Annotated in this window: 23 protein-coding genes; 4 read left to right on the plus strand and 19 right to left on the minus strand. The window is 43.8% G+C overall.

Annotated elements, in window-relative coordinates; translation table 11 throughout:
- Window positions 1–31: 31 nt before the first annotated feature.
- The 7 genes from V1501_RS12570 to V1501_RS12600 all read right to left on the minus strand — a co-directional run bounded on the left by V1501_RS12570 (window position 32) and on the right by V1501_RS12600 (window position 5,238).
- Complete coding sequence (locus V1501_RS12570; RefSeq protein ID WP_409288576.1) at window positions 32–1,477, minus strand: nicotinate phosphoribosyltransferase; 1,446 nt, start codon at window positions 1,475–1,477, stop codon at window positions 32–34.
- Window positions 1,478–1,769: 292 nt separating this feature from the next.
- On the minus strand, window positions 1,770–2,231 hold the full coding sequence (locus V1501_RS12575) for a hypothetical protein (RefSeq protein WP_409288577.1): 462 nt from the start codon (window positions 2,229–2,231) through the stop codon (window positions 1,770–1,772).
- 107 nt (window positions 2,232–2,338) lie between these two features.
- On the minus strand, window positions 2,339–2,479 hold the full coding sequence (locus V1501_RS12580; protein ID WP_409288578.1) for a hypothetical protein: 141 nt from the start codon (window positions 2,477–2,479) through the stop codon (window positions 2,339–2,341).
- Entirely contained in the window at window positions 2,466–3,662 is a 1,197-nt protein-coding gene (locus V1501_RS12585) for a DUF4062 domain-containing protein (protein WP_409288579.1), read from the minus strand. Before V1501_RS12585 ends, V1501_RS12580 begins: the two co-directional genes overlap by 14 nt.
- Before the next feature lie 535 nt (window positions 3,663–4,197).
- Window positions 4,198–4,380, minus strand: coding sequence for a CsbD family protein (locus V1501_RS12590; protein WP_409288581.1), 183 nt, complete (start codon window positions 4,378–4,380; stop codon window positions 4,198–4,200).
- Between the two features lie 100 nt (window positions 4,381–4,480).
- Window positions 4,481–4,885, minus strand: coding sequence for an anti-sigma regulatory factor (locus tag V1501_RS12595; RefSeq protein WP_409288583.1), 405 nt, complete (start codon window positions 4,883–4,885; stop codon window positions 4,481–4,483).
- Complete coding sequence (locus tag V1501_RS12600) at window positions 4,882–5,238, minus strand: STAS domain-containing protein (RefSeq protein WP_409288584.1); 357 nt, start codon at window positions 5,236–5,238, stop codon at window positions 4,882–4,884. Before V1501_RS12600 ends, V1501_RS12595 begins: the two co-directional genes overlap by 4 nt.
- Window positions 5,239–6,102: 864 nt before the next feature.
- Between V1501_RS12600 and V1501_RS12605 the strand changes: the two genes are divergently transcribed.
- On the plus strand, window positions 6,103–6,897 hold the full coding sequence (locus tag V1501_RS12605; protein WP_409288586.1) for a VOC family protein: 795 nt from the start codon (window positions 6,103–6,105) through the stop codon (window positions 6,895–6,897).
- A 71-nt stretch (window positions 6,898–6,968) separates the two neighbouring features.
- Here the strand turns inward: V1501_RS12605 and V1501_RS12610 are convergent, their stop codons facing one another.
- The 6 genes from V1501_RS12610 to V1501_RS12635 form a co-directional block, all read right to left on the minus strand.
- Window positions 6,969–7,157 (minus strand): DUF378 domain-containing protein, encoded by a 189-nt coding sequence (locus V1501_RS12610; RefSeq protein WP_409288588.1) that lies wholly within the window; start codon window positions 7,155–7,157, stop codon window positions 6,969–6,971.
- A gap of 123 nt (window positions 7,158–7,280) precedes the next feature.
- Window positions 7,281–8,330 (minus strand): LacI family DNA-binding transcriptional regulator, encoded by a 1,050-nt coding sequence (locus tag V1501_RS12615; protein ID WP_409288590.1) that lies wholly within the window; start codon window positions 8,328–8,330, stop codon window positions 7,281–7,283.
- 96 nt (window positions 8,331–8,426) lie between these two features.
- Window positions 8,427–9,317: a sugar ABC transporter permease gene (locus tag V1501_RS12620; protein ID WP_409288592.1), complete on the minus strand. Its 891-nt coding sequence runs from the start codon at window positions 9,315–9,317 to the stop codon at window positions 8,427–8,429.
- A gap of 1 nt (window position 9,318) precedes the next feature.
- Window positions 9,319–10,698: a carbohydrate ABC transporter permease gene (locus tag V1501_RS12625; RefSeq protein WP_409288594.1), complete on the minus strand. Its 1,380-nt coding sequence runs from the start codon at window positions 10,696–10,698 to the stop codon at window positions 9,319–9,321.
- A gap of 151 nt (window positions 10,699–10,849) precedes the next feature.
- A complete protein-coding gene (locus V1501_RS12630; RefSeq protein WP_409288596.1) occupies window positions 10,850–12,199 on the minus strand; it encodes a maltose ABC transporter substrate-binding protein in 1,350 nt (449 codons plus the stop codon).
- Window positions 12,200–12,376: 177 nt separating this feature from the next.
- Window positions 12,377–13,156, minus strand: a complete 780-nt coding sequence (locus V1501_RS12635) for a DUF1189 family protein (protein ID WP_409288598.1) — start codon at window positions 13,154–13,156, stop codon at window positions 12,377–12,379.
- Between the two features lie 172 nt (window positions 13,157–13,328).
- Between V1501_RS12635 and V1501_RS12640 the strand changes: the two genes are divergently transcribed.
- Window positions 13,329–15,077 carry a glycoside hydrolase family 13 protein gene (locus tag V1501_RS12640; RefSeq protein WP_409288600.1) on the plus strand — a complete coding sequence of 583 codons (1,749 nt, stop codon included), beginning with the start codon at window positions 13,329–13,331 and terminating at the stop codon, window positions 15,075–15,077.
- Between the two features lie 25 nt (window positions 15,078–15,102).
- Here V1501_RS12640 and V1501_RS12645 read toward each other — a convergent pair whose 3' ends face one another.
- Complete coding sequence (locus tag V1501_RS12645) at window positions 15,103–15,240, minus strand: hypothetical protein (RefSeq protein WP_409288601.1); 138 nt, start codon at window positions 15,238–15,240, stop codon at window positions 15,103–15,105.
- A 65-nt stretch (window positions 15,241–15,305) separates the two neighbouring features.
- Window positions 15,306–15,548 carry a YkuS family protein gene (locus V1501_RS12650; protein ID WP_409288602.1) on the minus strand — a complete coding sequence of 81 codons (243 nt, stop codon included), beginning with the start codon at window positions 15,546–15,548 and terminating at the stop codon, window positions 15,306–15,308.
- 138 nt (window positions 15,549–15,686) lie between these two features.
- On the opposite strand from V1501_RS12650, the gene V1501_RS12655 reads away from it, so the two are divergent.
- Window positions 15,687–16,124: a YueI family protein gene (locus tag V1501_RS12655; protein ID WP_409288603.1), complete on the plus strand. Its 438-nt coding sequence runs from the start codon at window positions 15,687–15,689 to the stop codon at window positions 16,122–16,124.
- Between the two features lie 37 nt (window positions 16,125–16,161).
- Here the strand turns inward: V1501_RS12655 and V1501_RS12660 are convergent, their stop codons facing one another.
- Both V1501_RS12660 and V1501_RS12665 read right to left on the minus strand, forming a co-directional pair.
- Entirely contained in the window at window positions 16,162–17,946 is a 1,785-nt protein-coding gene (locus tag V1501_RS12660) for an ABC transporter ATP-binding protein (RefSeq protein ID WP_409288605.1), read from the minus strand.
- Entirely contained in the window at window positions 17,943–19,682 is a 1,740-nt protein-coding gene (locus V1501_RS12665) for an ABC transporter ATP-binding protein (RefSeq protein ID WP_409288606.1), read from the minus strand. Before V1501_RS12665 ends, V1501_RS12660 begins: the two co-directional genes overlap by 4 nt.
- 174 nt (window positions 19,683–19,856) lie before the next feature.
- Here V1501_RS12665 and V1501_RS12670 point away from each other — a divergent pair, with 174 nt between their 5' ends.
- Complete coding sequence (locus V1501_RS12670) at window positions 19,857–21,800, plus strand: S9 family peptidase (RefSeq protein ID WP_409288608.1); 1,944 nt, start codon at window positions 19,857–19,859, stop codon at window positions 21,798–21,800.
- 191 nt (window positions 21,801–21,991) lie between these two features.
- Here V1501_RS12670 and V1501_RS12675 read toward each other — a convergent pair whose 3' ends face one another.
- Both V1501_RS12675 and V1501_RS12680 read right to left on the minus strand, forming a co-directional pair.
- Window positions 21,992–22,624 carry an esterase/lipase family protein gene (locus V1501_RS12675; protein ID WP_409288609.1) on the minus strand — a complete coding sequence of 211 codons (633 nt, stop codon included), beginning with the start codon at window positions 22,622–22,624 and terminating at the stop codon, window positions 21,992–21,994.
- Between the two features lie 234 nt (window positions 22,625–22,858).
- Entirely contained in the window at window positions 22,859–24,244 is a 1,386-nt protein-coding gene (locus tag V1501_RS12680; RefSeq protein WP_409288611.1) for a TerD family protein, read from the minus strand.
- Window positions 24,245–24,284 lie beyond the last annotated feature (40 nt).

The raw sequence follows: 24,284 nt of genomic DNA on the forward strand, positions 1-24,284 counted from the left end.
GAGGCTGTCCCCCTGCGGGGACAGCCTACTTTTATGATTTCATAGATTCCACCTTATTCCTGACTCCTTCTATGCTGGCCATTTTGTTATCCCAGCATTGCTGACTCAAGTCGACTGGATACTCCTGGGGGTTCATGGTCCGCATATACTCTTCCCAAAGATAATTCAGGCTGCTTTCATGGAAATCCTGAATGGATGATACGTCCGGCAGGTTATAAACCATTTTGCCGTTTATAAAGATGTCCTTGTGGAGTTCTTTCGCTTCGAAATCCTCCACATATTTTGAAATATACGTATGGACCGGGTGGAACATTTTTATCCTGGCTTCCTCGTACGGCTTTTCAGTCGAAAGAGTAATATAATCGCCTTCTGACTTGCCTGTTTTTTTATTGATAATCCGGTACACATTTTTGATTCCCGGTGTTGTTACTTTTTCAGGATTCGACGAAATTTTAATGGTATCAGTCATCTGTCCATCCTTTTCAATCGAAACGAGCTTGTACACCGCACCAAGAGCAGCCTGCTCATAAGCTGTGATCAGCTTGGTGCCGACACCCCAGATATCAATTTTGGCTCCCTGTGCTTTAAGGTTGATCATTGTATACTCATCCAGATCGCTTGAGGCCACGATCTTTGTTTCCTTGAAGCCAGCTTCATCCAGCATCTTTCTCGCTTCCTTCGATAAATAAGCCATGTCCCCGCTGTCAAGCCTTATTGCCCTAAAGTTGATTTTATCTCCAAGCTGCTTCGCCACTTTAATGGCACTTGGAACGCCTGACCTTAGCGTGTCATATGTGTCAACCAAAAATACACAGTCCTTATGCCTTTGTGCATATTTATAAAAAGCTGTGTAATCATCCTGGTAGGCCTGCACCATTGCATGTGCGTGTGTTCCTGATACAGGGAGTCCAAACAATTTGCCAGCCTTCACATTGCTTGTGCCGTCAAAGCCTCCGATAAACGCGGCCCTGGTTCCCCATAATGCTGCATCAAACTCATGGGCCCGTCTTGTTCCAAATTCCAGCAATACACCATCTCCGGCTACATGTTTAATCCTGGCCGCTTTCGTAGCTATCAAGGTTTGATAATTCACGATATTCAGCAGTGCTGTTTCAATCAGCTGCGCTTCAGCAAGCGGCGCTTCCACTCTTAATATAGGTTCATTGCCGAAAACCAGCTCCCCCTCCTGCATGGAACGCAGATTTCCCGAGAAACGGAGATCTGCCAGATATTGAAGGAAATCATCCTGATAGCCTAGTGTTTTCAGATATTCAATATCAGTATTGGAAAATTTAAATTCTCTCAGGTATTCGATGATCTTTTCCAGGCCTGCAAATACTCCAAATCCATTTCCAAATGGCAGCTTCCTGAAGTAGAGATCAAATACAGCCCTATTTTGATGAATGCCGTCTGCCCAGTAAGTTTCTGCCATATTAATTTGATATAAATCAGTATGCAGCGCGTAACTATTATCCATAACCTTCACCGCCTATTTGTATATGTATCAATCAGTATGCCCGCGGCTCTAAGAAGCCGGTTAAGTGCAGTTTTTCATTTTCTTTACCCACTATTGATGAATTGATGTACAAAGAGTCAGTAAACCTCTGTAATCTTTCATTTAAGCTGATTGTTCCCTTCCTAAGAAGGTTAGATTCACTTTAAGAGCATAAATTATAGCCAGGCTGCTGTCCAGAAAATTATCCTGTAGAAGAGAAAACAAGAAATGCCCGGCACAGGGGCGCCAGGCATAGGTAGTGCTGACATTATAATTAAAAAACAGCACTATGCTCTGAAAGGATAAATTTAGCCATAACGATTTCACTGCCGGGATTATCATCAGCGGTCATCTCAATGGTCCATAGACCAGGTATAGTTCTCTTCAGTTCAGCTATCCAGTCCCTATGGAGTATTACATTTTCAATGGAAGCGCCGGTGAGGAAAAAATCTATATTTTCCTGTAGTGCAAATCTGATAATTAAATAGTTTTTTAGGCCGTTGAACGTCAAAAATTTAAATTGGTAGCCGTGTTCGATGGCCGTTATACATTCATTTATGTGCTTTCCGGCATAGTCTTTAAAATAGGACACAGAATAAATATCATTCACATAATCAGCGAGGTATGTAAAGTCATGGGATTTAACAGCATGTATTAAGACATCGTTAGGGGCACCGGCAGCCTTCATCTTTTCGAGCTGTAAGGCCGCAGGCATAGGAAGACGCACAGCAGACATTTGGTTCTCCTCTTTTCAAACAATTAAAATTTTCATGAATAAATAATCGCTGACAAAATAAAGAGCCTCTTTGCACGAAAACGGCGGCCGCTTGCAAAGAAAGCTCCTTAACTGCGCTGAACCGGCTTGTTTAAAGCTCCCAGCAGCCTCTGGCTGTTTTTTACGAGGCTGTCTAGCTTCTGATCAGATGCTGCCCTGGACAGCTTTTTTGGTGTTGAAGCCACTAAGACGGATTTATTCTTTTTCAATATCCAACCCTCCAATTAAATCGGCTGCAAAATCCAAATAAATTCTCTCTTTTAGTATAGCAGAAAAAATCTCTTCTTGAAGAGCAGCTACCTCATTCGAAGACCAAAATTCTTGAAATGGAAAATGTGCACACATAACCATTTCTCCAATCCTTTTTGTCAGATAAAGCTGATGCTTTTCTTCATTATAGAATAAATACTCCACATCGCCGTTTAATATATAGGTCTTTGAAACAAAGGCATCTTCATCCTGGAGGGAAAACCCGGGCCGCGGGGTAACATTCCCGTAATGAGAGACATAGACAAGGCTGTCTCCCTTTCTTCTATAAAGCGAAATGGCACTGCAATCCCCGAAGGAAGCGATTTCTTCCCTTACATAATACCCTTTTCTATTATAAATATTCGCACCCTTGAGTACTTGTGACAATTCCTTGAGTACGATATCGAGCTGGGGGGAACCGGATCTGAAGGATCTTATGATCTGGAAGGAGAAATCTTTATATTTTTTTAGCTTTGGCGCCAGATTCAGGCTTTCTTTTGTTTCTTCCTCGTTCTTTAAGTATTCTATGCCCTTGTGCAGGTAATTACTTAAATAAATATTGACAGTTCTGCAAAGCTCATCGGAATTTGCAAGGACTACATCATATAGGAATGGGCAGCTCTGGTCTACATCGTATAAAAAGGCCCAGACGAAAGGGTCGACGTCTTTGATCCTTTTGTACAAATACTCCCTGGTCCGCTGGATATCCTTAATCAATGGTTCCACAATATCATAGATATGGCCGGGAAATCTGTAGAATTTTGACCTGAAATTATAAAGTTCCTCTGCTATTAATTGCTTGATATCGCTAAAATACAGACTTTTTATCCAATCATTTACAAAAGGAATGATAAGCTTCTTTTCCTTCTTGGCATAGTGGAATTCTACATAAGTGGCAGTGACACGCGGATCCTTTTCCGTAAAACTTCCGCTTTTTTCTGAAAGAAAAAGGAGGAAAATGTCGGATTCCTTTACCTTATTTATGCAGGTTTCAATTTTGTCCTGGCCCCACACCCCAAAGTTCTCTTCAAACAATAAAGGAAAATGGCCAGCGCATGCTAAAGTCTCCATAATTTTCTTCCTTAATGGCTTCAGTTCATTTTCATAGGCTGAGCTGATAAAGATTTTGGTTCCTGTCTGCATAACTCCACCTCCACAGTTTTCCTGATTTGTTTGCTGTAAGCCTTTGGGGTACCGGGTTCCGTAACTGGCCATGACAGCCCTATTACTTTTTTTATTATTCTATTAAAGTTATGAATTTTCCTTGCAACAGATGACCAATTTGTGCTATATAAGGACAAAATGAGCTAAAGAGACTATATTTTTCAGCAACATCAAGGAAAAAGCGAGCGTTTTATATCACCCTGGACCTACCCTAAATTTTGCCTTTTTATTTTCCTTACAATAGTTTTGAAGATGGCAGAGGTTTTTTCACAGCATAAAACAAAACTGAAATTTTCTGGCTCGCAGCCCTTGAATGGAAAGGAACCATGGCAAGAGCAGGAACATACACCATAAGTGGTGGAGCGGAGTAAGGAGAAGGCAGAGGGATGCCAGCAAGGATTAATGATGTTCTGACCCATGCAGAGCTTTATGTTACATGCAGCTCCGCCCCTCTCCACATAAAAAACCCGGAGCAGGCTCAGGGGTGAGCTTGCTCCGGGTTCATAATTCTTTCTTATCGATCAGATTTGAAGGCGTCTTTCACATTTCCTACAGCATCCTGAATATTGCCTTTTGCTTTGTCTGATTTTCCTTCTGCCTGCATGTCCTTATCACCGGACGCATTTCCAACCTGGTCTTTTAATTCACCTTTTGCCTTGCTTACTGCACCTTTTAGCTTATCAGATGTACCACTCATTAGTAATTCCTCCTTATATAGCAGGTTTGATTCTTATTTACCCTTCTGAAGCGGGGTTAAACAAAAAAAGAGCAAGCCATAAAGACCTGACCTGCTCCTCTCACCTTCTCAGCCATTTAATGGCTTCAATCCTCGTTCCTGCACCTTCAGCCGAGTCGATGGAGAATTCGTCCATAAGACGCTTAACTCCGGGTACCCCCGCACCAAGACCGCCGGATGTTGAGTATCCATCTTCAAGTGCCAGCTTAATATCCTTCATTCCAGGACCTTTGTCTGCAGATATTATTTTAAGACCTTTTCTATGATTATCCATGATTTCTTCCAGAATGATATTTCCGGGAAGTGCGTACAAAAAGATATTCCTTGCCAGCTCAGAAATAGCAGTGGTAATCCTGGCCTGATCCACTGAACTGAAACCAAGCTCTTTTGCCGCATTCCTGCCTGCCTGGCGTGCAGCCACGATATCCCATTCGGATATGATAGGAATATTCTCTTTAATGGTCATTGCACACCGCTTTCGTTCAGTATCTCAATACCTTTTTCTAAGTCGATGGCAGTATTTGCTGCATATAATGTGATTCCGAGCTCAACAAGTGTAATAGCAACAGCTGGCTGGATGCCGGTCAATACGACCTTGCTGCCCATTAGACCGGACATACTGACGATATCACCAAGTACTTTTGCTATAAATGAATCAATCATGTCCAGTGACGTAAGATCGATGACAACTCCTCCAGCAGAAGTTTCATGAATTTTTTCCAGAAGATCTTCCTGAAGCTGTAGTGCACTCTGGTCATCCAGTTCAATTTGTATAGAAACTAAAAGTAAATTATTTAATTTTAATATTGGTATTCTCATGCTTGTTCCCCCCAGTAAGGAGTCTATTAACTACCTTATGCAGTCTAAATTAAATCCTATCAAAAATCATCCCATATATCCAGGTAATAGTATCAAATTCCTAATTTTTTATGATAATACTTCTGCAAATTCCTGTACCTTACAGACTCTAACTTATAAAGGGATAATATTCCTTAATCTGGAGAATCTAATTCATGACATGCATGCTGGATAACCCCTGGATATTTATGAAAAGAATGGCATATGGATATCGCTTTATATAAAGGAGTGCATCATTTTGTTCAATTTCCCGCTGATCCAAACGAACTTTTGGGATGGCGTAATTGCTGTCCCGGTAGTTTTGCTTCTTACTGAAGCCGTTAAGCTTTTTTTAATGGTACCTAAGCATTTCATACCTTTTTTTGCTCTTGCGGCCGGTCTGTTGGTTTCCCTTTTTTTAAGTCACCCTAACAATTTCTGGGGAGCAGTATTCATGGGATATTTTTACGGGTACGGAGCAATCGGTACATATTCCTCCTTTAAAAACAGCTGGAGGGCTTTTCGGAAAGACCGGCGCATATATTGAGATAAAATGTCCAACCATTAAGATGTAAAGAAATAACCTGGCGGCTTTCCAGGCCGGATCATTTATACCTGTTAACGGTCCAACCTCATATTATCCTGCATTCCATTCGGATACTTGCAAACCCGGCAGCAGGAATTTAACCAAATTGCTCCCCCCAACATTCCCTCCTTACATTAAATACGTTCCTGGCAATCTCCGGTCTAAATCCGCTGGATCTTTTCTTTGCCGGTCCGCATCCTTTTCGTTTTAATAATCAGAAAAAGAGTTGTAAAATAAACCAAACGGCAAAAAGGAAGGGAATGCGTATATTGATAGAACTAGACCACATCGTTCATGCAGTGAACAGCAGGACGCACGCTGCACAAATTTTCAATATGAATGGCATAGGAATGCAGGAAGGAGGCAGGCACCCTGATTGGGGAACCAGTAATAGTATTTCTTATTTTGGCAGCAGCTACTTGGAGTTATTAAGCATTGATAACCGGGAGACAGCCCGGAACAGCGATAATCCGCTGATCAGCCAGATATCATCCTTGAATGGTGATGAGGGCATCTTTCAAATGGCACTCAGGACCGATAATATCGAGGGAGATGCCATTACTTTTTCTAAGCTGGGCTTAACGGTGGCCGGTCCATTCTCCGGTCAGCGGATGACCGGCACTGGTGAGCTGCTTAGATGGAAGATGCTCTTTGTTTCATCTGCAAAATCCTCCTTCCATCTTCCCTTCTTTATTGAATGGGACCTTCCAGAAGGGAAAAAGCTGACGGGAACCAGCGACGGGTCTATAAATCAGACAGCAGATATTGGGAGAGTCCTTTACGCTGTACACGATATCGATTCAGTAATCAAAGATTGGAAGAAATGGTTCAATATCAGGAAAATTAAGTCTTACACCAATAGCAGGGAATGGAATGCCATATGTACGGAAGTAAAGTTAGGCAGCGCCTCCATAACCTTTTTAGAACCAAAAGGCGAAGGGCTCATCAAGCAGGTTCTTTCCGATAAAGGACAAGGGCCCTTTGGAATTGAATTCACGGAGAATACCGGTCAAGGAAAAATCCATGATCTGGCGGGCGGCTATTATCTTTTTTAAGTCTGCCAAAAGAAGCCTCTGTCCCTCTTAAATTAATAAGAGAGACGGAGGCTTCATTAAAAATCAGGCAGCTATTTACCCTTTAACTTCAAAAATATTTGATAAAGTGCAGAAAAGCCTACCAGCCAGTATACCGTACTGACAGCAGATGGTGCTGAACCTAACAGCCCTTCTACAAAATTATAGCCCGCTGCTTCAAAAGCCCAATTCAGGCCTCCTGCAGCGAGCAGAAGCCAGGTAATGAAGGATAAAAATTTCATACGATCAACCTCCCTTTCCAATATAGAAAACGCTTTCTGAGGTATCATATGCGGTATTCTTCCCCGGTGTTTGTGCTTATGAAAAATAAAAAAAGAGGCCCGAACTCCCGGGCCCCTGCATTATCAATTAAATTCTTTCATTTTTACCTGCTGAGTTGTCTTACGCGGAATTATTTCCGTCGGCACCGTTATGCTCTTTGGTGAACTGTTTTCCTCTTCAATCAAGTCAACCACACAGCGTGCTGCCTCATAGCCAAGCTGATATATGTGGACTTCAACTGTTGTCAGCGGGGGTGAAGTGAATTCTGAGAAAAACAGATTGTTGAAACTGACAACATTCATTTCTTCCGGTACTTTAATGCCCCGTTCGTTCAGGGCATTCAGGATACCCAGTGCTAGAATGTCATCTGTAACAAATAAGGCTGTGGGCCTGTCTCCGGCATCCAGCAGTTCAGTTACCGCCTTTTTTCCGCCATCCATAATAAAATCTGTATGTTTTATATACGAATCCGGGATAGTAATGCCGGCAAGAGCCAGGGCATCCTGAAAGCCATTCAGCCTGTTCTGGGTTACAATCAGTTTCTTTTTTCCCCCAATGAAGGCAATCCGCTCATGTCCAAGTGAAATGAGATATTCCGTAAGCTCCCTTGAAACTGCGTAGTTATCATTATCCACAAATGTGATTTTCCTTCCGGCATCCTCAGGCGGCCGGCCGACCAGGACAAACGGAAATGCTTGGCCAGTCAGGAAATTTATCACAGGATCTTCTTCGCTGGAGTACAACAGAATAATTCCGTCCACCCTCTTCCCCTTGACCATTTTGATTACATCATCATATATCTCCTCATCCGTTTCACCAGTGGTTATATATAATGAATAATCCGCCGCATTGGCAAAGGCACCGATGCCTTTGATCACATCCTGGAAGAAGGGATTTTGAAAGAAATGGTTTCCTCTTTGCGCAGAGACGGGCATGACTATCCCTATGGATTTTGTGGCCCGGTTTGCCAGATTCCTTGCATGAAAGTTTGGGTAATAGCCGAGCTGGTCCATTACCTTGCGGACCTTTTTTTTCGTTTTCTCAGTTATTTTTGGGCTGTCTGCTATCACCCTTGAGACTGTCGAAGGTGCAACATTTGCCTCTTTGGCTATATCTTTAATTGTAATTGCCATACTGACCAGTCCTAATTTCATATTTCACATCGTCAATAACTTAAATCTATCATAACTTGCCAAACAGGAAGAAAGCAAATCCCTGAATAGCTCAAGTTACCCTTTATTCGCACCTGCTGTAATTCCGCTGATTAGATATTTCTGAAGGAATGCATACAGAAGGGTAATCGGAACAGCGACCAGGATGGCTCCTGCTGCGAACATAGTAAAGTTGGTATTGGTATTTCCATTAATAAATTCAAATAAACCGATTGCCAAAGTCTTTTTCTCATTCGAGCTGATCAATAGCCTTGGAAGGATGAAGTCCATCCATGGAGCCATAAACTGAGTGAGAGCTACAAATGTAAGAATCGGCTTAGACAGCGGCAGGATGATTTTAAAGAATATCTGCGTCTTAGTCGCACCATCAATCATGGCCGATTCATCGAGAGATTTTGGAACGGACTGCAGATATCCTTTGATCAGCCAGGTATTGAATGGAATCTGGCCGGCTGCATAAACAATGACCAATCCCCAGTGGCTGTTTAACAGGCCGAAATTCAAGAAAAGGATGTAGATGGCGATCATCCCCATGAAAGATGGAAACATCTGCAGGATTAGGATTGCCATGAGACCCGCCTTTTTACCTTTAAACTTGAACCTTGAAAAAATATAAGCTGCGGATGTGCTGAGCAGAACAGAAAAAATCATGTTCAGCACGGCAATCTTCAACGTATTCCAGTACCAGTCAAGAAATTTAGTTTTTTCGATCAGATTCACGTAATGGATAAGAGTCGGATTTTCAGGGATTGGTGTGGCATTGGCAAGACCCGTTGATTCACCAAAAGATGCGCCCACAATCCAGATGATCGGAAATACGACCGCTGCTGCTACAATGATGAGCTGTGCATAAATCAGGATGGTAATAATTGCGTTCTTGAGTTTATAGGATGTCTTACTTCGCGCCTTGACTGCTGTATTCTTATTCACGCTTGTTACAGTTTCCATCTTATGCACCCTCCTCATCTTTAAAGGCATTGGTCCTTGAGAAATTCCAGGCAGAGATAGACCCGATTACCAGGAATATGATAATGGACATAACGGACGCCATATTATACATCTTATTATCAATGGTGAGCTTATAAATCCAGGTGATCAGAATGTCGGTGTATCCTGCAAATTGATAACTCGGGTTGGTTGGCCCTCCCTGGGTAAGGAAGTAAATGACCCCAAAGTTATTGAAATTCGCTGCAAAGGACATAATCAACAGCGGAGCGGTAGCACTCAGGACAAGGGGAAATGTAAGTTTCCAAAATTCCTGTGAAGGGTTGGCACCATCGATTTTTGCCGCTTCGAATATCTCTTTATCGAGGCTGGTCATGATACCGCTCATCAATGCCATGAAATAAGGGAAACCAAGCCATAAATTAATTAATAGAATCATAGCCCTTGCCAGGTTTGGCGTGGAAGAATCCGTGAACCAGGATATCCTGTGGTCCGCAAGGCCAATATCCATCAAGAACTGGCTGACTGGCCCGAATTGGCCATTAAACAGCGTTTTGAATACCAGCAGTGAGATCATGCCTGGAATAGCCCATGGCAGGATGAAAATGGTGCGCCAGACTTTTTTGCCTTTGACTCGCTTATTATTAAGGATGACTGCCTGGAATAACCCTCCAAAGAAGCAGGTGACAGTTGAAAGCACGGCCCAGGCAAGTGTCCAGCCGAACACACCCATAAAAGTCCTTGACCAGATAGGAAGCTGGAACAGATTAATGAAGTTATCGAATCCAACCCAATCTACAAGCTTTGCAGGAGGAAGGTGGGAGCCGTTGTAATTGGTGAAAGCAATGACCATGCCGAATATGATCGGCATCAGACAGATTAGCACGAGCATTATAATGGAAGGAGTCAGAACAATATACTCAAACATGCTGCTCCACAATTCATCGATATATTCCCTTGTCTTAGGAACAATTCCTGTCTTATTTACCTGCCTCCGGGTTTTGACAGCGTCTTTGATGTTCCAGATGTATATGGATAAAAAGATTAAAAGAAATATGACACCGATGATTCCGTTAATTAAAAGAACAATTGAATGATCCCCATCTGTAAGCCCGGTAATGGACATCCGCCTTGGAATTTCGCCAAGTGTCGTCATGCCCCAGAGCCCCTTTAGGAAGAAGCCTCCATTTTCCCGGAAACTGTAGCCGCCCGATAAATCTGTATATTGCCCTGAAAGCACTTCTATCAGTACCAGCAGGATCTGCATGAAGAAAAAGAATAATGCCTTAACAGGCTGTTTATTCATGAGCTGGCCAATACCCCAGATAATGGCAGAGGCAATCCCGGGTATGACCGGTTTTTGATTTGGCATTCCATTCCCCATGTTTCTCTCCTCCTTTTATTAATAGGTTCCCCTATATAAATCAGCAATCCGAAACTGGATTGTAATATTCAGCTTTAAGAAAAAACCCTCATTTATAATAAATTGCCTCATCCACTTTTACATGGAGAGGCAATCGTTTACAATTTCAGGATTATTTACCTTGTGACTGCAGCAATGCCTGATAATCTTCTGTTGCTTTCTTTTGAGCTGCTTTTATGTCAAGCAGGCCATTCCACACATTTACATACATAGCCTTGGCAGGATCCCAATAGCTTGCCATTTCCGGAATGGATGGCATCGGCGTTGAGTTGGCAGCCTGCTCGGCAACTCCTTTAAGAAGCTCGTCATCTGCAAGGCCCGTTACTTTGGATGCTGCTTTTTCTTTTAGAGCAGGAAGCTTTCCAGTTGTTTTGTACAGTACTTCCGCACCTTCTTCAGAGGCCAGGAACATAGCGAACACACGCGCTGCTCCAGGGTATTTAGAATATGCAGAAACGTTAGCAATCTGGTTACCGGAGAATGTTTTCGGCTTTTCTCCATTTATAGTCGGAATAGTAGTGATTCCATATTCAAACTTGTTCTTTTCTGCACCTTTGTTTGCATCAGCGATGGCCCATGGTCCTGTGATCAGGTATGGAGTTTTGCCTTTTACAAATTCAAGTGTTGTAGTATCGTTTGTAGCATCTTCAGCATTTACATCCCATACCGGGCGAAGGGTTTGGAAGAATTCCAGACCTTTTGTTACTTCCTCTGATTCAAAGTCCAATTTCTTCGGATCATTTCCATCTTTTCCAAACAGCTCAAAACCATTTGCAGTCAGGAAGAAATGGTTTGTGTAAGAATTTCCTGATTCCCAGCGGATTGTCCATTGGTTCTTAGCTTTGTTGTTGTATGTCTTAGAAAGCTCGACGATGTCTTTCCAATCTTTTGCCGGCTCATCAGAACCAGTCAGTTCCTTAAGAAGTGTCTTGTTATAGAATAATGCAATAGATTCTGTGGAAATTGGAACACCATAATATTGGCCGTCATTTTCTACAGTTCCCAGGGCAGATTTAATAATTTTATCTTTAAGCTGTTCATCATAACGTCCCATAGGACCGATGATAGAATCTGCAAGTGATGGGCCGATTCCGTCATGCGGCTGGATGAAAACGTCAGCACCAAGGCCTGCTTCGCCGTCAAGCGCCATTTTGGATCTTGCGTCAACCGCGCCAACCTTTTCATACTCTACTTTTACTTTTGGATACTTTTTATTCCAAGCTTCAATAATAGCGTTTGCATAATCGTCATTATCAGTCCAGAATTTTAAAGAGCCATTTCCATCAAGAAGATCTTTTTCTATCTTGTAACCGTTTTCTTTATCGTCCCATGGCAGATCATCTTTAGCTTCTTCTTTCTCTGAATTGGAAGCGTTTTCTTTCTTGCTGCAGCCAGCAAAAGCTACAAGCACTAATGATAAAGCTAAAAGCAGCAGCGACCATTTTTTTACAGCCTTTTTCATTTTCTAGCACCTCTCCCTTTAATTAAACGGATTGAGCAACCGTTTTCACAAAAATCATATTATATTAGATTTGTAATGTCAATTTGATTTTTTAAAAAATTTGTCAGCGAAGTTCCTTTCTTCATCCTTTTCCAGTTTCCGGAAGGCGTAATCCGCTGACATACAAGTGGCATTACTTTAGCTGAGGTGCTTGCGGAATAAATAATAGCCCATGAAGATTAAGCCAAAATTATAGATGGTATAGACGAATGCCGCAGATGCCAAGCTTCCTATTACGAAAGCGGCGATGGCAGGGATGGTGGCTGCATAAGAGAACATAATGAATATCTCCCCATAGCTCCTTCTGTCCTTCAAACGGTAATTCATGGGAAGTGCAAACAGTGATATCAGTGCAATAAAAATAATATTTAATAAAAAGCTGAGCGGATAGATAAACTGCATGGCTGGTATGGCCATATGAGGTTTTGAAACGGCTGCTATCTCCTTCAGCAGCCCATCGCCATCTTTATACCTGGCAGCATCAAAATTCGTCATATTACTGCTACCATAAGGAATTTTCAGCTGAATTCCATATGAGTTGACTACAAGGATCTCTTTTGTGAACAGGATAAAGGAATCCTCCCTGCCTGCATTCTCATATGAGGCATCCGGGTCAGCCGCTATATATTCTTTCCCTGCCTCTGCCTTTAGTTTACCTGTTTTTTCTGAAAGACGGCCATCAACGATCTTTATCCCGCTGATCTGCTCATGCCATGTATCACTTTTTGAAAGTTCAGGGAATGCAGCTTCATATAATCTGGTTTCATCAGCTTTCAAAACCTGAATTACAAGGGGAAATGCAATGAGGGTACCGATTAATATGTTTTGGAGTATGATTTTGTACCATTTTTTCTTTCCGAGGTGAGAAACGGCTCCAGGGCTGAATCTATTTCTTATGAAATTTCTTAAAAACAACATGCTTTTTTCCTGCCTTCTCTCATGAATTTCATTGCCAGGCTGCTACTGTTCTACTATTTTACAAAATTCACTATTATTTGACTTTACTAGCCTGGCAGATTACATTATTAATGATAGTGTAATGAAATCGGTTGCAGAATAAAAGGGTTTTTTAAAAAAAGGGAGGATTTTCATGCTTAAGGAAGCAGTTTATCATCGTCCAAAGAATAATTTTGCGTATGCATATGACAATGAAACCATACATATTAGACTTCGCACCAAAAAAGATGATGTCGAAAAAGTAAACCTGATTTTCGGGGATCCTTATGTCTGGGAGGACGGAAGCTGGGTGACAGAATCCGTGCAGATGGAAAAGAACGGGAGCTCCGGCTTATTTGATTTTTGGTTCATTGCAGTCAAGCCTCCATATAGAAGGCTGAGATACGGTTTTGAGCTCTGCAGCGGCAGCGAAACCCTCATTTATTCTGAAAAAGGATTTCTGGATACTTTCCTGACAAATGATAATGCTTATTATTTTGTATTCCCATTCTTGAATCCTGCAGATGTATTTTCTGCTCCCGAATGGGTGAAGGATACGATCTGGTATCAGATTTTTCCTGAGCGATTTGGAAATGGCGATCCGTCTATCAATCCTGAAGGCGCCCTTCCATGGGGCAGTACAGAACCGAAGGTAAATAACTTTTTTGGGGGAGATTTTCAGGGAGTCATTGATCATCTCGATTATTTAGATGAATTAGGGATCAACGGAATCTATTTCACCCCTATCTTTAAAGCAACTTCCAATCATAAGTATGACACCATCGATTATATGGAAATAGATCCCCAATTCGGCGATAAGGAGACCTTGAAGAGACTTGTCGATGAATGTCATAAGCGCGGTATCAGAATCATGCTTGATGCTGTATTTAATCATTCAGGCTTTCAATTCCCGCAGTGGCAGGATGTGCTGGAGAAAGGCGAGGCGTCACCATTTAAGGACTGGTTCCATGTGCGTGAATTCCCTATCGTCAATGAGCCGCCAAGCTTTGATACATTCGCTTTCACTCCGGATATGCCAAAGCTGAACACTGAAAATGAAGAAGTAAGGGAATATCTTCTTGAAGTCGGCAGGTATTGGGCACGAGAATTTAATATTGACGGCTGGAGACTTGATGTTGCCAATGAAGTGGATCACGCCTTCTGGCGTGATTTCAGAAAAGAAGTAAAGGCCATAAATCCTGACATCTATATCCTCGGCGAAATCTGGCATGACTCTATGCCCTGGCTGCAGGGTGACCAATTCGACGCGGTGATGAATTACCTCTTTACGAACTCGGCCCTGAAATTCCTGGGATCCGCTGAAATGAATCCTGGCCAGTTTAAGAGTAACATCATTGAGCTTCAGAATATGTATCCGCAAAATGTAAATGAGGTTGCCTTCAATCTCCTTGACAGCCATGATACGCCTAGAATCATGACGGTCTGCGGCAATAATAAAGAAAAAGTGAAGCTCTTATATGTATTCCAGCTTTCCTTTACAGGATCTCCTTGTATTTATTATGGAGACGAGATAGGAATGGCCGGCAGCAATGATCCCGGGTGCCGTGCTTGTATGGAGTGGGATGAGGAAAATCAGGACAGAGATTTATTTAAATTTGTCCAGCAATTGATTTCCCTGCGAAAATCAAATCCTGCATTTGGCAACCAAGGGAAGCTGGAATTTCTGGATGGCCAGGAAGAAAAGGGTATTGTCATTTACACAAAGACACATGATGACCAAAAAATATTATTCATTCTTAATAGCTCAGCCGAACAAGTTTCTGTCAGCCTTCCGGAAAGCTTCACCGGCAGGAAGCTGAAAAGTCTGCTTGCGGATCATCCGGTTAAAATGGAGGATGACACCCTTCTTATTGGTCCGCATGGGTTTATAATTCTGCAATAGAAAAATGGGCCGCCGGCCCATTTTTTTATTGCTTATCTTTCTTCTTTTCTTTTCGGTGTGATGCAACAGGTCCTGCTGCATCGCCGATTGTGTCAATCTTTCGTTTGTCGTCTGTTTCATATCGCCCGTCGATTAGATCCTGTTTCTTATTTTGGTCAGACATTTACAGCTGCTCCTTTCATGCAAAAAAGGCGGCGTGGACAAAATACTGTTCACTCCCCTTTATTTTTAACTCAGGCTGTTTTCGATATGGGAGCATACTTCTTCGGCAGTCAATCCGTTCGCTTCAATAACTGATCCTTGAATTGAAACATCGGCCATACCCATAACATTTGAATCCAGTCCGGTGATCACGCATGCATCGCACCCTGCCGCGTCCGATTCCTGTTTTAATTCAATTACTTCATGGCCGCGCCCACGCAATGCTTCAGACACATTTGTCAACGACTGCTCTACACCTATCTTTGCCATGCTAACACCTCCTTAATTTGTAAGATGCCCTTACCCAATTAAAAATATTTACACCGACTGTCCCTCCCGGCTGGTTAATTCCCGTTTAATTTGCAAACACATATACTATAACGATTATTTACTGTCAGGAGGGAAACCATGCCATCAGATAATGTGGATGATTATATCGAAAAAGGCATTTACGGGGAAAAGGAGCTGAAACCTGAAGAAAAGCGGATGTTTTTAGGCACCTTCCGCGAGAGGGTCATTGCAGCGCTATACAAAGGCCAGGTGGTTAAAAAGAATATTTACCCACAGATCCTTCAAGCCTGTAAAGAAAATAAAGATGCATCCTTATTGCTGAACGGTGAAATGTCTTATACTCATCTAAGTAAATATGTGAAAGCGGCAAAAGAAGCAGGGATTTCCTATAAACTTGTATCAAACCTTGATCATGAAACAGACATTGGGCTGGTACTTGCCGCTCCATATGCAGTAGATGTAGAAGATATTTTCATAAAAGATACTCCCGATACATTCAAGCCAGTAACTGAAAAAAAGAAAAAAGGGCTTTTCTCTCTTTTTAAGAAAAAATAGAGCAGTGCGTATCCGCACTGCTCCAGCCCATTATGGTTCAAACATGATTGAGGTAGACATTCCCGCCGATTTCAGCTTCTCTTCTGAATAGCCTTGAGTACACACCATTTTGCGTATTGAGCAATTCCTCATGACTCCCCTCATTAACGACAACTCCATTCTCAATCACAACAATCCGGTTTGCAGAAAGAACGGTGGAAAGGCGGTGAGATATGATGATTACTGTCTGTTTCTTCCTTCTTGAAGCGACCGCCTTATTAATTTGTGCCTCAGTAATTGGATCAAGCGCAGAGCTGGCTTCATCCAGGATCAGGAATGGAGCATTCCGCACCAGGGCACGCGCAAGTGACAGACGCTGTTTCTGTCCCCCCGAGAGCAGGCTGCCCCTTTCCCCTACATTAGTTTTGAGCCCCAGTGGGAGTGACTCGTAGTATTCCTTCAGCCCGCTGTCGTACAGCGCTCCAATGAGCTCTTCATCTGATGCCTCTTCCCTGGCCATCCGCAGATTTTCAGCAAGACTCCCGTTCCTGAGCTGGATATCCTGAGAGACGATAGCAAATTGTGAACGAAGCCATCCTGCATTTAGTTCTCTGATATCCTGCCCGTCGATTAGAATCCTTCCCCTGTCTGCATCGTACAAGCGGAGGAGCAGATCAATGGTGGTGGATTTTCCTGAACCGCTTGGACCTACCAGGGCAATTGCTTCTCCCTGGCCTGCTTGGAAGGAGATGCTTCTCAATACGGGATCATTCTTGCCTGGATAAGTAAATCCTACGTTCTCGAAGGTGAGTGTTCCCTTCAGGCCGCTGATTGTCCTTCCAGTCTCCGTCTCTGCCGCTGAAGTTTCTTCTGCCAGAAGCAGTTCTGAACGGTCCAGGGCAGGGCCGGTTCTCCTTACAGAAAGCCAATTACGCAGAAGCCTCTGAATTTCATTGGCAGCAATGGTTACAAGACCGCCTGCAGTCAGCATCTGCCCGGTTGTAAGAGCTTCGTCCCAGATAAGGAAGACACTTATGCCATATACAGCAGCAAGGACAAATCCATTGAAACTTCCTATAACCACCACAGATTTCATCCTGGCGATCAGCTCAAGCCTCGCTTCCTTTACATAGGATCTGCGGATTTCTGCTACGCTGTCCACTTCGTTATCTGAAACACCAAGCACCCGGGACAAGTGTATGCCTGTCACAGATTCACGCAGGCGCTCGAGGTATCTTGATGCCTCCCTCCTTGCATCTGCTGATGCCGTTCTCATTTTTGAACCGGCAAGGTTGGATGTGCAGTAGAACAGGACGCCCAGGACAACACTTGCAAGCATTAAATAAGGATGTATCCATAAAAGCACTATGCTGTATAAAATGACCCCCTGGCAGGCGGCCATGAATGTTGAACCTTCCCATGCCAGAAAATTATGGAGAGTATCCGGATCATCGGTTACCCTGGCCAGCAGCTCCCCTGTCTGGCTGTTGTGGAAATACGAATAAGGCAGTACCTGTAAGTGGCTGAACAGGCGCAGCTTCTGCCAGTTCGTGACGGATTTTGCAACATGGTGGCAAAAGTACTCATCAATGACCATAAGGGTCAGATCAATGACTGCAGCAAATACCAGAAGCGACATAAGCCCCCAGAGCAGCCCGTTTGACTCATTTGGGATGATTGAATCCACCAGCCAGCTTAAAGCAAGCGTTGGGATAAGAGCTGAAAAAACCTGGCTGACGGCAATGACGAATGAATCAGCGAACACCCATTTCTTGTGGGGCTTTAAAAATTGGATGACCCGTCTGCCGTCTCCGGCTTTTTTTGGCAGCTCGGATTGTTTCATATGGCACTCTCCTTTTCAAGCTCACTGTATTGAGCCATATACAATTGATAATACTTGCCCTTTCTTGCAAGCAATTCTTCATGTGTGCCTTCTTCGGCAACCTTGCCTGCATCAAGCAGCAGAATCTTATCAGCATCCCTGACAGTGACGAGCCTGTGTGCAATCGTGATGGCCGTCCTCCCTGGAATAAGCTGCTCAAGCGAAGCCTGGACGCGCTCTTCTGTTTCCCCATCGAGAGAGGAAGTGGCTTCATCAAAAATCAGGATGGGAGGATGGCGCAGTATGGCACGTGCCAGCGCTACTCTCTGCCTCTGTCCTCCGGACAGCTTTAGGCCCCTTTCTCCGACCAGAGTCTCATAGCCGTCCTGCAGAGAATGAATGAGCCCTGTCAGACCCGCCGCTTCACATGCCTGATCCAGCTCTTCCTGCTCTGCTTCCGGCCGTCCATATAGAAGGTTTTTTCTTAAGGTGGTGTTCAGCAGGAAGGTTTCCTGTGAAACCACCCCTACTTGGCGCCGGAAGGAGTTACGGTCATGCTCATATAAATTTTTTCTATCGATATGTACGGTCCCCCGGTCAGGATTATAAAGGCCTAGCAGGATCTGGATCAGGGTGCTCTTGCCTCCCCCGCTTGTTCCCACTATGCCGATATGACTTCCTGCCGCTACCTGAAGGTCCATACCCTTTAAAACGTAATCTTCCTTTCCAGGATATTTGAACCATATATCCTTCATGGAGATATGCCCCTCAATCATACCGAATTGGGGCAGGGAATCACTATGCTCCTGTGGAAGATCAAAGTATTCATAAATCCTTTGCAGGGCGGGTATGGCCTGCTGAATGACCAGGGCATTCTCAGCAAGTGACCTGACAGGCATAAACATGATGGGAATAAAGCTTAGAACTGCCACCAGCGTTCCAATTGTAATCTGGTTTTGCCATACTGACAAACCGCCAACAAGCATGACAACCCCTGGGGTTGCAATGTTGAACAGATTTCCCAGGCGCCAGTTGACCTTGCCAAGCAATGCCAGCTTAATGGAGAACTCCTTCCATTTAGAAAGCTTCCCGGCCTGGGCCTTGATTTCCTGATCCTGAGTCTGAAATGTCCTGACCAGCCGGATGGATTCAATGCTTTCCTGCAAATGGCTGTACATATCAGCGCTCATGTCCCGCTGTACAGCTCCCATCTTCCTTACCCTGGTCCCCAGCTTAAATGACGGATACAGATAGACGGCAAACACACACACCATTACGGCTGCAGCCGGCCAATAAAGCGGGATGACCGCGGAGAATGCAGCAATTGCACTTATGAATTGCTGAACGAAACGGGGGATTACTGTATTATTCAGATTCTGAATGGATTCCACATCATGTGTCAGCCTGAAAAGCATATCTCCCCTTGGAGTTGTCGTAAAAAAAGACATCGGTGTCTTGTGCAGACGTCTGAATGCCCTAAGCTGCATGTCTGTTATAACATCCAGGCCTATTCTAACCTGAAGAAGTTCCTGCAGGGACTCGAACAGCACCTTGAAAAGAAAAGAGACCATTACCCCTGCAATCATCCATCCAAGTACCTGCCCCGAAATGCCAGACACGATTCCATCTACAATCTTACCGGTCAAAATGGGCGGGAAAATGGTGAAGGCACCACCGACCAGCGAGCAGATGAATGCTATAACCAGCCCTTTCCAATAGGCTTTAAAGTGCTGCAGCGTTTCTTTTAATAATTTCATTTTGTACCCCCCTTTTACAGCACAGAGCTATATTTTACTATATATTTGAAAAATTTTCATTATTATATAAGTTAAAAAGACACAGCCATCACCCGCCATATCATCTTTATTAAGGCCGGCAGGCACATGGTATGCTAAACTAAAACCATCTTATAAAAAAAGGCAGGGATTCCAGTGAGCTCAATCATTGCAGCGGATATATACCGGCTTTTTTCGGTCACAGACCCACAGCTTTCACCCGATGGAAAAAGAGCCGCATTTGTCAAAACGATTGCTGATGAAGCAGCGAATACATATGTTTCACATATCCATATCATGAATCTGGCCGACAGACAATCCATTCAGTGGACCTTTGGCAGCAGCCGGAATCAAACACCCAGATGGTCGCCCGACGGGAGGAAAATAGCCTTCGTATCTGACAGAAGCGGCAAAAACCAGCTATATGTCATGGCTACAGCCGGCGGTGAGCCGGAGTGCCTGACAGATTTTCCTGAGGGAGCCGGCAGCATAGTCTGGTCTCCGTGTTCAAAGAAAATACTGAGTTCTGCCCGTGTCAAGTTTCTGTATGCTCAAAGAGAAGCTATTTTTAAAAAATATGAAGATCTTAAGATTAAATCGGATGCTTCCGGTTATGAGGATGGAAAAAAACAGCAGCTGTTCCTCGTAAACCTGGATACAAATGAATGCACTCAAATAACAAACGGCGAATATGACAGCAGTCCTTCCAGCTGGTCTCCGGACGGAGAATGGATCACCTTCCATGCAAGCGGTAAACACACTAAAGAGTTCCATCCAGGCTCTGATATATATTCAATACATACTGAAAATTTTGAGATAACCAGACTTACCCCGGAAGGTGGATTTTTTACAGAAGCAGCCTGGTCGCCGGACAGCCGATACCTTGCCATGACCGGCCATGCCGGGGAGTATAAGAGTGCTACACTGCCTAAAATCTGGCTCTTTGACTCCCACCATAAAGAAGTTACATGTCTTACACCCTATTGGGATGAATTTGCCGGCGACACTGCTATTGGAGATTTCCATATAGGCAGTTCAGAGACAGGTATAAAATGGACAGACGACAGTTGCGGCTTTTATTTCATCTCATCAGGAAGGGGAAGCACATCCATTTATTATGGAAACATAGAGGGTGCGATCTATCCTTCAAGGGTCGAAGCCGAACACATTTATGGTTTTTCGATCAATGGCAGCACCCATGAGGCAGTGATTGCCGTCAGCAGACCTGACAGTCCAGGTGAGCTTTATCATCTTAATCTCACAAATGGGAATTTGGAGCAGCTGACCTTTGTGAATCATGCCTTCCTAAAGGATAAAAAAATGAACACACCCGAACCTTTCTCCTGGACTTCAGGCGGACAGGAGCTGCACGGCTGGCTCTTAAAGCCATTGGACTGCGAAGAAGGCCGAAAGTATCCGCTTATTCTGGAAATTCACGGCGGACCCCATGCCATGTATGCCAATACTTATTATCATGAATTCCAGACACTCGCTTCCCAGGGATATGCAGTTCTTTATACAAATCCACGGGGAAGCCAAGGGTACGGGCAGGATTTTGCGGATGCTGTAAGGGGGGATTATGGCGGACGTGATTATGAGGACCTGATGAGTGCTGTCGATCATGTACTTGGAGTCTATGATTTCATTGACCACGAACGGATCGGGGTAACCGGGGGCAGTTATGGCGGGTTTATGACCAACTGGATCATCGGACGGAATGATCGTTTTAAGGCGGCTGTCTCCCAGCGATGCATCAGCAACTGGATAAGTTTTTATGGAGTAAGTGATATCGGATATTATTTCACCGAGTGGGAATTGAAAGGAAATGTGATGGATGACCCGGAACTTCTCTGGGAGCATTCCCCTTTAAAATACGTCTCGAAGGTGGAAACGCCGCTCCTCCTCCTGCATGGGGAAAATGATTATAGATGCCCCGTTCAGCAGGCGGAAGAATTTTACGCGGCTTTGAAAAGACAGCAAAAGGAAGTATGCCTGATCACTTATCCAGGGGAAAACCATGAAATTACACGGAGCGGCAAGCCGCATGCAAGAATCCATCATATCGAGCAGATCCTAAATTGGTTTCTAACACATGTTTGATTAAGCTGGATTTGATACGTGTTTTTAGTCTTCTATTAATCCTGGATCTCATAAAGGAAAGTACTTAAAAGTACATGTTAATCAACCGATCGGAATGCTGATGAAAGCGGAAATGCCATTAAGCAGGTCTAATAAAGAAAGAGGCGTCTCACAGGCTGGATATAACCGCCTGATGAGTCTGCCTCTTTTCGTTAATTTGTATTCTGGCCTCCGCCATTTAGTCCTTCTTTAATCAATTCGTTAACCCTGCTGTTGAAAATAAGACTGATATGTCCTACTCCATCAATCTGTACGTTCTTCCCCCCTTCTAATTGCGACAGACCATTTGTCACAATCATGTCCGCAGAAGAGAAAATCGATGTATACAGGATTTTTTGATTCGGGTCTGTTCCAGGCAGTGCTTTATTTGTGACAAGACCGTTCGCGCCGCCTAGAGTGACTACATTGCCAATTTTGTCGCCGCCATCCAGATTTTTAATATAATAGAGTGTATTTGCGCCGCCCATGCTGTGTGCAACAATATCCACTTTATCTGCTCCGGTTTCTTTCAGTACCTTTTTTACAAATTGAGATAATACAGGTGCATTATTGGTGTTTGTTCCTGATTTATCCCAAAAATCCACAGCATATATTTCATCCTTTGACCAGCCTTCAGATACCAGATAAGATTTAACCGCTTCAAAATTGGATGATGATCCTGTTATTCCGTGTACCATGACTACAGGGTTATGAGTGGCTGCCGCTTTTGATTCTCCCGGGTGGAATGCCAGCAAAGATAAAGTACTCATGAAGCAAATCAAAAAAGCCGTTAAAACTCTTTTCATTCTTTTCCCCTCCGATTTACAATAATATTTATGCATCGGTTTTTCCATCATTCAGTTAGGTTTCGCCAGTTCAATTATTATACTAACATAATTAAAATAAAGATTAAACCTGGAAATTACCTCCTGCTGCATTACACCCGCTTTCCCGCTGTGAGTAAGATCCCCAGAAAAAAATCAAAAAAATAGAAGCAGTTTTACGATGTCCGCCTGACATCATGAAACTGCTTCTATAATTTAGTATAAAAATTCAGAAGGATTCAAATTAAGCATCCGGCAGATATCTGAAACCATCTGCTGCTCTTCATATGAAAAATGTCCGTCTGCATATCCGATTCCAACACAATAATTTATAACCAGCCTGGACAGATCTGGTTTTCCTCGAAGCTTATACAGCTTTGAGAAGGCTTCATCCTTGCCTCGCTGATAATCTCTGGCCATGTTTCCTGCAAAATAATCAAATTTTGAGATTACCTGATTTGTGCCGAAGGAGCTCAGTTCAGAATTCTGGCTGATAAATTCCTGGACTTTCTGCTTTTCAGTATGATCCAGTCTGCCGTCTGCCATTGCCACAAGTGCAAGTCCGGCTGTGATGGCCTCGAGTGAATCAGATGTTTTATACTGCTGGATAAGGTTTTTCGCCTGGTTTTTTATTGTTTCGGTAATCTTCGAGATATCTGAGCTTCCCGGTTCCCATGTATGATTGCAATTTACGCAGGTCAGCTTCAGTTTATTTCCGCCAATAAATCCTCCCAGCAAGCCAACCGGCCCGAGTACAAGGCCTCCGATGGCTGCCTTGCCAAGCCCAAATCCCTTTTTCCCAGTCATGACATTCTGGGATCCGCACCTTGCACAAGTAAAGCCGGAGGCAGCAGGCTGTGCAGCTGCATGGCTGCCATACATCGGCGAATAGCCGGGTGCACCCATTGGCGGCTGGCTGGCGTATGTATTGGTATTGCCTTGAGGAGGCTGATGAGTAAAGGATTGCTGCATGGGCGGCTGATACCCCTGTACAGGTGTATATGCAGCCGGCTGGGCAGGGGCAGCTGATGAGGCCTCCACTTCAATTCCGAAATTGCCGCATAAGGCAGCAAGCCCCCCGCTGAAGCCGCTTCCGGTGGCGGAGAACTTCCACTCTCCCTTATGGCGGTATAATTCTGCCACAACAACTGCCGTCTCTACTGAGAAATCCCGGCCCAGATTGTAACGGACCAGATCCTGCGAAGTCGTTTCGTTTGCCACGCGCACATAAGCATTTTGCACCATGCCGAAGTTCTGGCGCCTCGCCTCACCCTCATGGATTGTAATTGTAAAGGCGATCCGATGGACATGCTGAGGAACACGCGCTAAGTCAATCCTGATTTGTTCATCATCAGACGCACCCTGTCCGCTCCGGTTATCGCCGCTATAGAGGACAGACCCCTGACCGCCTGAGGGATTATTGTAAAAAATAAAATCCTGTTCACCGGTCACCTTTCCGTTTTCAGCCAGCAGAAATACCGATGCATCAAGATCCATACCTCCTGATGCAGGATCCCAGCCCAGACCGACAAGCAGATGGTTTAATCCGGGCTGGCCTTTCGTAAGATCAACTTTTTGTCCCTTGCTTAAAGAAACAGCCATTTTTTCAGCTCCCTGTATTTAATAGGTAGAGTGCAAAAAT

The sequence above is a fragment of the Paraperibacillus esterisolvens genome (genome assembly GCF_046237625.1).
Taxonomy (GTDB): Bacteria; Bacillota; Bacilli; order Bacillales; family DSM-1321; genus Paraperibacillus; species Paraperibacillus esterisolvens.